Consider the following 8,558-nt stretch of genomic DNA (forward strand, 5'->3'; position numbering starts at 1 on the left):
AAATAATGGCCAGGTGGTGTTTAGAGTTTTTCCAGCACTGTAAATTTGGCTAATACAAAGCTGGGCGTGTGTTCCAGAGCGGGGGAGAGGCGGATACGGTAGCTTTTTCCCTGTGCTGTAAATTTATATTCTCTGCTATCTGCAAAAATAGCCTGAGGAATAATCAAAAAACGTGCAGGGTTACTGCTCGGGCCTTCCGGTGCATAAATACATGCCGTACTTTCTTCGGCCAGCAAGGGGGTAAGCTCAACAATAATCGGGCTTTGAGTCAGTGTTTCTACGCCAACGCTGACATAGCCTTTTTGGCTGCGGTTAAAACGCCGCACAATGCCAATTGTAAATGGATGGTTTGTTATATTGTTCAGGCCCAATAGCTCACCCACTTCAATTTGAGTTTCACTATGGTAATTTAAGCCAAATCCGCTGCTGCTTTCATCTCCCAGTTCCCACTTTTCTGCATTGATCTGATCTGCGCTGTTTGTGGCTACTTTTCCCTGCTGGGCTATAAATGGCACGATGTTGTGTAAGCCTGTAATCACCCGGATTGATTTATTATTGCTTTGCCTTTCGTGCTTTCTTACAGGGGTAAGCGCATCACGGGACCACAAATTACGCAGCGTATGCAATAGTTCTAAATTGGAAGGAGAGTTCGATTCAGCCGGCAGGCCTAAGGCTGCAGGGGTTTGCCCTTTGCTGAATTGTTCAATTAATGGCGTGATTTGCGCGGTAATTGAATCTGCAGACCAGTAGCGCCAGTTTTCCCCAACCATATCCCGGCGAATTCTTTTGGGGGGCGTGCTGCCAGATATATTGATCGCAAATAAGTGATGATGAGGTTTGAGTTCTTTATCTAAAACCAGATCAGCAGCCCATTTTTTCAGCCAGATGGCGATAAGCTCAATTTGTGCAGATTGTATTTTTTCCGGCGCAGACAAAGATAGCATTAATGCTTGCACATAGATCTGATAAATACTGATATTGGCCGGGCTGATCTGGGGCTTATCTGCAAAACCACCTTGCTCGGCAAACAGATAAAGGCGGTTAAGGTTGCGCCAAATATGGTGGTCAATTTCTAAATGGCGCATATAAGCGTACTGTGCCTGGATCGCATAAAGATCCATTGCCCTGAGTGTGAAATATTCAATTTTTTGTGATGAGATAAATTTCTTCTGGCTGCCTTGCTTAATGCAGCTTAAATATCCCGTTGCCATTTCATACCAGAAATTCAAAATGGCAGGCAGCACCTGGTGAGATGTGGTGCCTTCTTCTATAACCCGCCCATGATAAATATCTAATAGGTGGCTTTGCAGTGGTTGGGCTTTTTCTTCAAGATAGGGAATCGTCTTGAAGCGTTCGTTCATGCTGATTTTAGGATTGCTATTGAGTTGTTTTAACGCTTTTACAATTTCTATTTGTGCTTGCAAAATATCGCTTTCAGGCAGCTCTTCCATAAAAATGGTGGCTGACTTTAAATCAAAAACGCCCTCTTGCGGGGTAGACTGAAAGAGTGAATTTACAAGGCCTTTGATATCAAACATTGCTTGTCCTACCTTGCTGCACAAAAGTGGTTAAAAGATATTTAATTAGTTTTTTTGAATGAAGACTCAGTAAGTGGCGATATTATTATGCTTAATATTTTATATTCTTAATATAATTGAAAGCTAATTGTGTTAATTATTCAGGCTAAATGCCGCGCTATTTTACATAAATAGAAAGCAATATGTTGTCGTCATTATTTTATGCTTTACAACAGCAGATGCTGCCAGTGATAAGTACCACATGAGTATAGGTAAATTGAAAGGAAGTCGCTTTAGTATAGCGTTGCAGCTCTGGCTGATTAAAGCTTTGCTTACGGAATTAATGCCGCTGCAGCTATTGTTTTCACCCTTTCTGTGCTGCATCTGATCGGTTGGTATGCATGGCATGGCGATCAAGTAGCCGTGCTGTGATAAAATCCCCACCTTTATGCTGGCGCAACAGGCTGCATAGCTTTGCGGTGGCGCATACCCGTTTATAACTCTTAATGATGCTTGTGCGCTGTAAAGAGGAAAATCAGTACATTGTGTAGGGCTGCTGTATCTAGCCAGGCAAAATAGCAAAAGATATTTTTCTTTAAAATACAATGATGTATCTGTATGGAAACAGGGTAGACAGCACTTGGCATGCTTGGCTGATTTATATAAATAAGCAAGGAGCAGCTTTGTGCTTGTTTTAGAAAAACAGCACTGTGTTTGAGCCATAGTCAACAAAGCAAAATGAGTGCTTTAAATATTACAGATTAAGAATCTGTGCGAAAGCGGCAAGCCATCATTTTTTTAAATAATACAACGGTGTTTGTGTGCAGCAATAGGGTAAACGAATCATGATCAGTACTTTTAATATTACAATGCAATTTGGTGCAAAGCCTTTATTTGAAAAGGTTTCAGTAAAATTTGGTGATGGCAATCGCTATGGTTTGATTGGCGCAAATGGCTGCGGTAAATCTACATTTATGAAGATTCTGGGTGGCGATTTAGAGCCAACAGCCGGGAATGTAAGCTTAGAGCCAGGTGTGCGCTTAGGTAAGCTGAAGCAGGATCAGTTTGCTTTTGAAGACAGCCGCGTCATTGATGTGGTCATGCAGGGCCACACAGAGCTGTGGGCGGTACTGGCTGAGCGCGATGCGATTTATGCAAATTTAGAAGCAACAGAAGATGATTATATGCGTGCTGCTGAGCTGGAAGGCAAAGTGGCCGAATACGATGGTTACACGGCTGAAGCGCGCGCTGGCGCATTGCTGTTGGGGGCAGGTATTCCGATTGAGCAGCATTTTGGCCCGATGAGTGATGTGGCACCGGGCTGGAAGCTTCGCGTATTGCTGGCGCAGGCGCTGTTTTCTAATCCGGAAGTGTTGCTGCTCGACGAGCCAACTAATAACTTAGATATCAACACCATTCGCTGGCTGGAAAACTCGCTCAATGAGCGTGATTCCACCATGATTATTATTTCGCACGACAGGCACTTTTTGAATCAGGTATGTACTCACGTGGCTGATGTGGATTTCCGTGAAATTCGCATCTATCCGGGCACTTACGATGATTACATGATTGCTTCTACGCAGGCACGAGAGCGTTTACTGACAGATAATCAGAAAGCCAAAGAAAAAGTGGCTGAGCTTAATTCCTTTGCTGCGCGTTTCTCTGCCAATAAATCCAAAGCTCGTCAGGCGACCAGCCGTCTGAAGCTGGCTGATAAGATTAAAGAAGGCATGGTGGATGTAAAACCATCCAGCCGTCAGAATCCATATATTCGTTTTGAAGTGGATGAAAAAGCCAAGCTACACCGTCAGGCTGTTGAGCTGTCCTTGGTTTCAAAGTCTTTTGATAAGCCTTTGATTCAAAATCTGGATCTGATTCTGGAAGCAGGCCAGAAAATTGCCGTGATTGGTGGTAATGGTGTGGGTAAATCCACGCTGATGAAGCTGCTGATGGATGTGATTAAGCCAGATAGTGGCAAGATTAAATGGGCAGAAAAAGCGCAGCTGGGTTATTTTGCTCAGGATCATGAAGCTGATTTCGAAGAAGATATCACGCTGTTTGACTGGATGAAGCAGTGGAGCCAGCCAGGCACAGATGACCAAGTGATCCGCGGTATTTTGGGCCGCTTATTATTTGGTGGTGACGATGTTAAAAAATCGGTCAAAGTGCTGTCAGGCGGTGAAAAAGGCCGCATGCTGTACGGTAAGCTGATCTTAGAAACACCTAATGTGCTGATTATGGATGAGCCGACTAACCATATGGATATGGAGTCGATCGAATCTTTGAATCTGGCTTTGGATTTATTCAAAGGCACTCTATTATTTGTATCCCATGACCGGATTTTTGTAAGCTCGCTGGCTACGCAAATCTTAGAGCTGAATGGTGATGGCACATATAACTACTATGTGGGTGGTTATGAGGATTACCTGGCAAGCCGTGGTCTTGATTAAACGCAGGTTCAATTGCAAAGATGTTATTTATTTGAAATCTGAAGCAAATGATGTGTAAGCATTTGTAGTAAAATAAAGGGGCGTTAATTCGCCCCTTTTTTCTGTTGTTTGTCCGGGTTTCATTCTATGTCTCGCGCTTTTCCCTTTGCTATACCGGCTTATTCTGCCCCTGTCTGGTTGCCGGGCGGGCACGCGCAAACCATTTATCCTGCCACGCTGATGTGGAAAAAAGCACCTGCATATCGCAGGGAATCCTGGATTACACCTGATTTGGATTCCATTGTGGTGGATTGGGTTGATGGCCGTGCAGGCACGCCTCTGGTGGTGTTGTTTCATGGGCTGGAAGGGAGCTCGCGCAGTCATTACGCCACCTCTTTATTTGATTTTCTGTATACACAAGGCTGGCGGGGCGTTGTGCCGCATTTTCGTTCCTGTGGCAATGTGATCAACCGTTTACCCAGGGCTTACCATGCAGGGGATTCTGGTGAAATAGACTGGGTGCTCTGCCGCATTCGTGCCCAGCATCCCGATGTGCCTATCTTTGCGGTTGGTGTTTCTCTGGGGGGGAATGCATTACTCAAATGGCTGGGAGAGCAGGGTGATGCTGCGGCGGCAGTTATTAATGCGGCTGCGGCGGTGTGTGCGCCCATGGATTTAACGGCCACAGGCAATGCATTGGATCAGGGGTTTAATCGCCGGGTCTATACGCGTGAATTTTTGCGCAGCTTACGTAAGAAAACCTTTGCTAAACTGAAACTCGTCGATAACCCTTTTCTGGATCAGTACAGCCTGCGTCTTGCCACAACGCTGCGGGAGTTTGATCATTTGGTAACGGCCCCGGTTCATGGCTTTAAGAGTGTAGAGCACTACTGGCAAAGCGCGAGCTGTAAGCCTTTTTTATCTAAGATCAGCCTGCCCAGCCTGGTCATAAACACGAAAAACGATCCCTTTGTCCCGGCAGAATCTTTGCCCGCGCAAAGCGATGTGTCAGGGCACGTTACTCTGGTACAACCTCTGGAAGGTGGCCATGTGGGCTTTGCATCGGGCGCCATGCCGGGTAAATTGCAATGGCTGCCGCAAACCCTGCATCGTTTTTTTCAGAGCCACTTGCCTTTACCCCGTTAAGGAAGAACACGTGCCAGTCATTTCTCCCCGGCTTTTTAAAGCCTATGATATTCGTGCGCAAACTTCACTGCTTACCCCTGAAGCTGCCCAGTTTATTGGTCTTGGTATCGGTGCAGAAGCACATCAGCGTGGTGTAAAGCAAATTGCGCTGGCAAGAGACGGACGTTTTTCCAGCCCCGCATTAGCTCAGGCATTGATTGATGCACTGCTGGCAAGCGGGATAAATGTGCTGGATTTAGGCTTGGCCGCTACGCCTTTGCTTTATTTTGCTGCGCGTAATTATGCCGCTGGATCGGGGGTGATGATTACAGGTAGCCATAATCCTGCTGACTATAATGGTATAAAAATTACGCTGGCAGGCGAAACCATCGATGGTGAAGCCTTGCTGGCTTTACGGCAACGAATTGAAGCCGATGATTTTGTCCGGGGGCAGGGTGAGCATACAATGCTGCATATTGCCGACGCGTATTATGCGGCCGTAATGGCTGCATGCCCCATTGCTAAGCGCTTTAAAGTTGTGGTGGATTGCGGTAATGGTGTTCCTGGCGCTTTTGCGCCGGATTTATACCGCGCCCTAGGCTGCGAGGTGCTTGAGCTTTATTGCAAGGTGGATGGCGCATTTCCAAACCATCATCCAGATCCTCAGGTTGAAGCCAATCTGGCCGATTTAAAACGGGTGGTGCAGGAGCAGCAGGCGGATATTGGCCTCGCGTTTGATGGTGATGGCGATCGTCTGGGCGTGGTTACCCGCCACGGTGAAAGTATTCCCGGTGATCGCTTACTGATGCTGTTTGCTGCGGCGCTGCTGGAAAAGCAACCGGGGCATATTTTATATGATGTGAAATCAAGTGGTTTAATTAGTGACTGGGTGAGCCGCAAAGGCGGCACATGCACTGCGATTCCTACCGGCCATGGACATATGAAGCGCCATATGTACGCTTCAAAGGCTTTACTGGCCGGGGAGTTATCCGGGCATTTTGCCTTTAAAGACTGGCCTGATGATGATGCGCTCTTTGCAGGTGCGCGGTTTTTAAGCATGATTGCCGGCCGCGATTTAGACCAGATGCTCGCGGCTTTGCCCCAGTCGGTTTCTACCCCTGAGTTACAAGTGGCTTTAGAGCAGGATGGCCATGGCCTTGTGGCTGATATTGCTAAAAATGCGGTTTTCCCGCGTGCCTTACGCATTTTTACGATCGACGGATTACGTATTGAATATGCAGATGGTTTTGGTTTGATCAGGGCGTCTAATACTACGCCCGTGCTTACACTCAGAATGGAGGCGAAAACGGCGCTGGGCTTAGCCAGAATTCAGCAAGAGCTGGCGGCCGCCATTGCCCCTTTAGTGCTTCCCTGTTGTGAGTAATTTATAAGGCCTTGAACCTGAACCGGGCAGCAAGGCCACTTATCCCTAAAGATTGAATGATGGAAAAACAATGATTCCTGCTTCTCACCTTATTGCCGCCCAAGTCTCTGCTGCTTTGCAGGAGGATCTGGGAATTTGTGACTGGACTGCTATGCTGATTGCGGACGATGTGCAGGGCACAGCCACAGTCATAGCACGGCAAAGCGCGGTGATTTGTGGCCAGGCCTGGTTTGATGAAGTATTTCGCCAGGTGGATGCCGGGGTAAAAGTAGAATGGCTGATCAAAGAAGCGGAACAAGTTGTTGCAGATCAGCCGCTTTGCCGTATCGAAGGTGCAGCGCGCAGCTTATTAACGGCCGAACGCAGTGCTTTGAATTTTCTGCAAACGCTCTCTGCTGTAGCCACTGAAACGCGGCGTTATGTGGAGTTAATTGCACACACTAAGGCAAAAATCCATGACACGCGTAAAACGTTGCCGGGTTTGCGGCTTGCTCAGAAGTATGCTGTCACCGCAGGCGGAGGAGAGAATCAGCGCATTGGCCTTTACGATGGCATACTGATTAAAGAAAACCATATTATGGCCGCTGGTAGTATTGCCGCAGCCTTACATGCAGCAGAAAAATTAGCACCTGTTGGTGTTAGTATTCAGATAGAAGTAGAAACCCTGCATGAGCTGGAGCAGGCGTTACATGCCGGGGCGAAATTAGTCTTGCTCGATAATATGAATCTGACCGATTTACGTGCAGCGGTTGCGCTTGCAGGCGATCGTGCAGTGCTTGAAGCCTCGGGCGGGGTTGATGAGACCACCGTCAGAGAGATTGCCGAAACAGGCGTACAGCGTATTTCTGTTGGCAAGCTCACTAAGGATATTCAGGCGATAGATCTCTCTATGCGTTTTGTGTAAGTAAGGAACTTTTGCGCTGTCTCTTAGCTTGTGTCAGTTTTTTTCTCATGTAGTTCTAAGGAGCTTTTCTTATGAATACCAACAGTGAAACATTACTCGATCAATCACAAGATATCTTACAAGAAGCAGAGCAATTGCTGGCTGAAGCTTCTCAGGCAGGGGGCAAAGATGCCGAAGCGCTGTATGCCCGTGCTGTAGAGCGTTTGCGTGCTGCAAAAACCCGCCTGTATGAAGTTGAGCAAGTTGCCGTGGCTAAGGCAAAACAGGCTGCAAAAGTAACGGATGAATATGTGCACGATCATCCGTGGCAGGCCATTGGTGTGGCTGCTGCGGTTGGTGCACTGGTAGGTATGTTGATTTCGCGTCGTTAATCGTGAAGTCTTCGCCTCCATTTTTAGCTGGCGTGCGGCGGATTATGGCGCAGGCTGCAGGCTTACTTGGCACGCATCTTGAGCTGTTTGGTCTGGAGCTGCAGGATGCTTTGCAGCGGCTGGTGCTTGATTTTATTCTGGGTGCGGTCGCTGTTGTGCTGGGGGGCCTGTGCCTTGCGCTTGCAGCTGTTTTGCTGCTGATTATTTTCTGGGACAGCCACCGCATTGCGGTCGCGCTAGGGCTAATGCTGGTCTATGGCGGCGGGGCAATTGCTTTTGCCTGTTATTTAAGACACCGCCTGAAGCATGCGCCGGATTTATTCCCCGCAAGCTGTGCCGAGCTGGTCCGTGATCGTAAGGCTTTGCTTCATATTGCCGCAGAGGAAGACGCATGAAATTAGCGCGCTTCTACCGCAAGCAGTTTTTGCAGCTTAAAGCTGAGCAGCAGCGTCAGGCGCTCAGGCAAGAGCTTAAGTCTTTTGCTCAGCCTGTGAATTTATTGCAAGAAGGCCTGGCAATGAGCCAGCCAACAGGGGGCGTACTGGGCTGGTTAAAGCTGGCCAGATTGGCTCTGCGCTCTGAAGGTATTAAAAAGCATCTTGCCCTTGCTCTGGCTGCGCTGCAGATTGTGCGTTTTGTGATAAAAAAACGCAGGCAGCCAGATTGATAAAGTACTGATGAAAGCAAAAAGCCGGACAATGTGAACTGCACCCCAAAAGTTGGACACCCGTCCATATTTTTGGGGTGTTTTTATGTCCAAGTACTCAACGCAATTCAAGCTCTCTGTCGTTCAGCAATATTTAACTGGCGAAGCAGGTATCAAAACGA

At 47.4% G+C, this 8,558-nt stretch carries 8 protein-coding genes; 7 read left to right on the plus strand and 1 reads right to left on the minus strand.

What is annotated here, in order from left to right; genetic code table 11:
* Window positions 1–20: 20 nt before the first annotated feature.
* Window positions 21–1,538, minus strand: coding sequence for a hypothetical protein (locus tag CSQ88_RS13420; protein ID WP_099398606.1), 1,518 nt, complete (start codon window positions 1,536–1,538; stop codon window positions 21–23).
* Between the two features lie 824 nt (window positions 1,539–2,362).
* On the opposite strand from CSQ88_RS13420, the gene CSQ88_RS13425 reads away from it, so the two are divergent.
* The 7 genes from CSQ88_RS13425 to CSQ88_RS13455 all read left to right on the plus strand — a co-directional run bounded on the left by CSQ88_RS13425 (window position 2,363) and on the right by CSQ88_RS13455 (window position 8,397).
* Window positions 2,363–3,967, plus strand: a complete 1,605-nt coding sequence (locus CSQ88_RS13425) for an ABC-F family ATPase (RefSeq protein ID WP_099398607.1) — start codon at window positions 2,363–2,365, stop codon at window positions 3,965–3,967.
* A gap of 126 nt (window positions 3,968–4,093) precedes the next feature.
* Window positions 4,094–5,092, plus strand: coding sequence for a YheT family hydrolase (locus CSQ88_RS13430; protein WP_099398608.1), 999 nt, complete (start codon window positions 4,094–4,096; stop codon window positions 5,090–5,092).
* 10 nt (window positions 5,093–5,102) lie between these two features.
* Window positions 5,103–6,455, plus strand: coding sequence for a phosphomannomutase/phosphoglucomutase (locus tag CSQ88_RS13435; protein ID WP_218963086.1), 1,353 nt, complete (start codon window positions 5,103–5,105; stop codon window positions 6,453–6,455).
* Window positions 6,456–6,525: 70 nt separating this feature from the next.
* On the plus strand, window positions 6,526–7,359 hold the full coding sequence (nadC, locus tag CSQ88_RS13440) for a carboxylating nicotinate-nucleotide diphosphorylase (RefSeq protein WP_099398610.1): 834 nt from the start codon (window positions 6,526–6,528) through the stop codon (window positions 7,357–7,359).
* Window positions 7,360–7,430: 71 nt separating this feature from the next.
* Entirely contained in the window at window positions 7,431–7,730 is a 300-nt protein-coding gene (locus CSQ88_RS13445) for a YqjD family protein (protein ID WP_099398611.1), read from the plus strand.
* A gap of 2 nt (window positions 7,731–7,732) precedes the next feature.
* Window positions 7,733–8,125, plus strand: a complete 393-nt coding sequence (locus CSQ88_RS13450; RefSeq protein WP_143449480.1) for a phage holin family protein — start codon at window positions 7,733–7,735, stop codon at window positions 8,123–8,125.
* Complete coding sequence (locus tag CSQ88_RS13455) at window positions 8,122–8,397, plus strand: hypothetical protein (RefSeq protein ID WP_099398613.1); 276 nt, start codon at window positions 8,122–8,124, stop codon at window positions 8,395–8,397. Before CSQ88_RS13450 ends, CSQ88_RS13455 begins: the two co-directional genes overlap by 4 nt.
* The last annotated feature ends 161 nt before the right edge of the window (window positions 8,398–8,558 follow it).

The organism is Iodobacter sp. BJB302 (assembly GCF_002735645.1).
Classification (GTDB): Bacteria; Pseudomonadota; Gammaproteobacteria; order Burkholderiales; family Chitinibacteraceae; genus Iodobacter.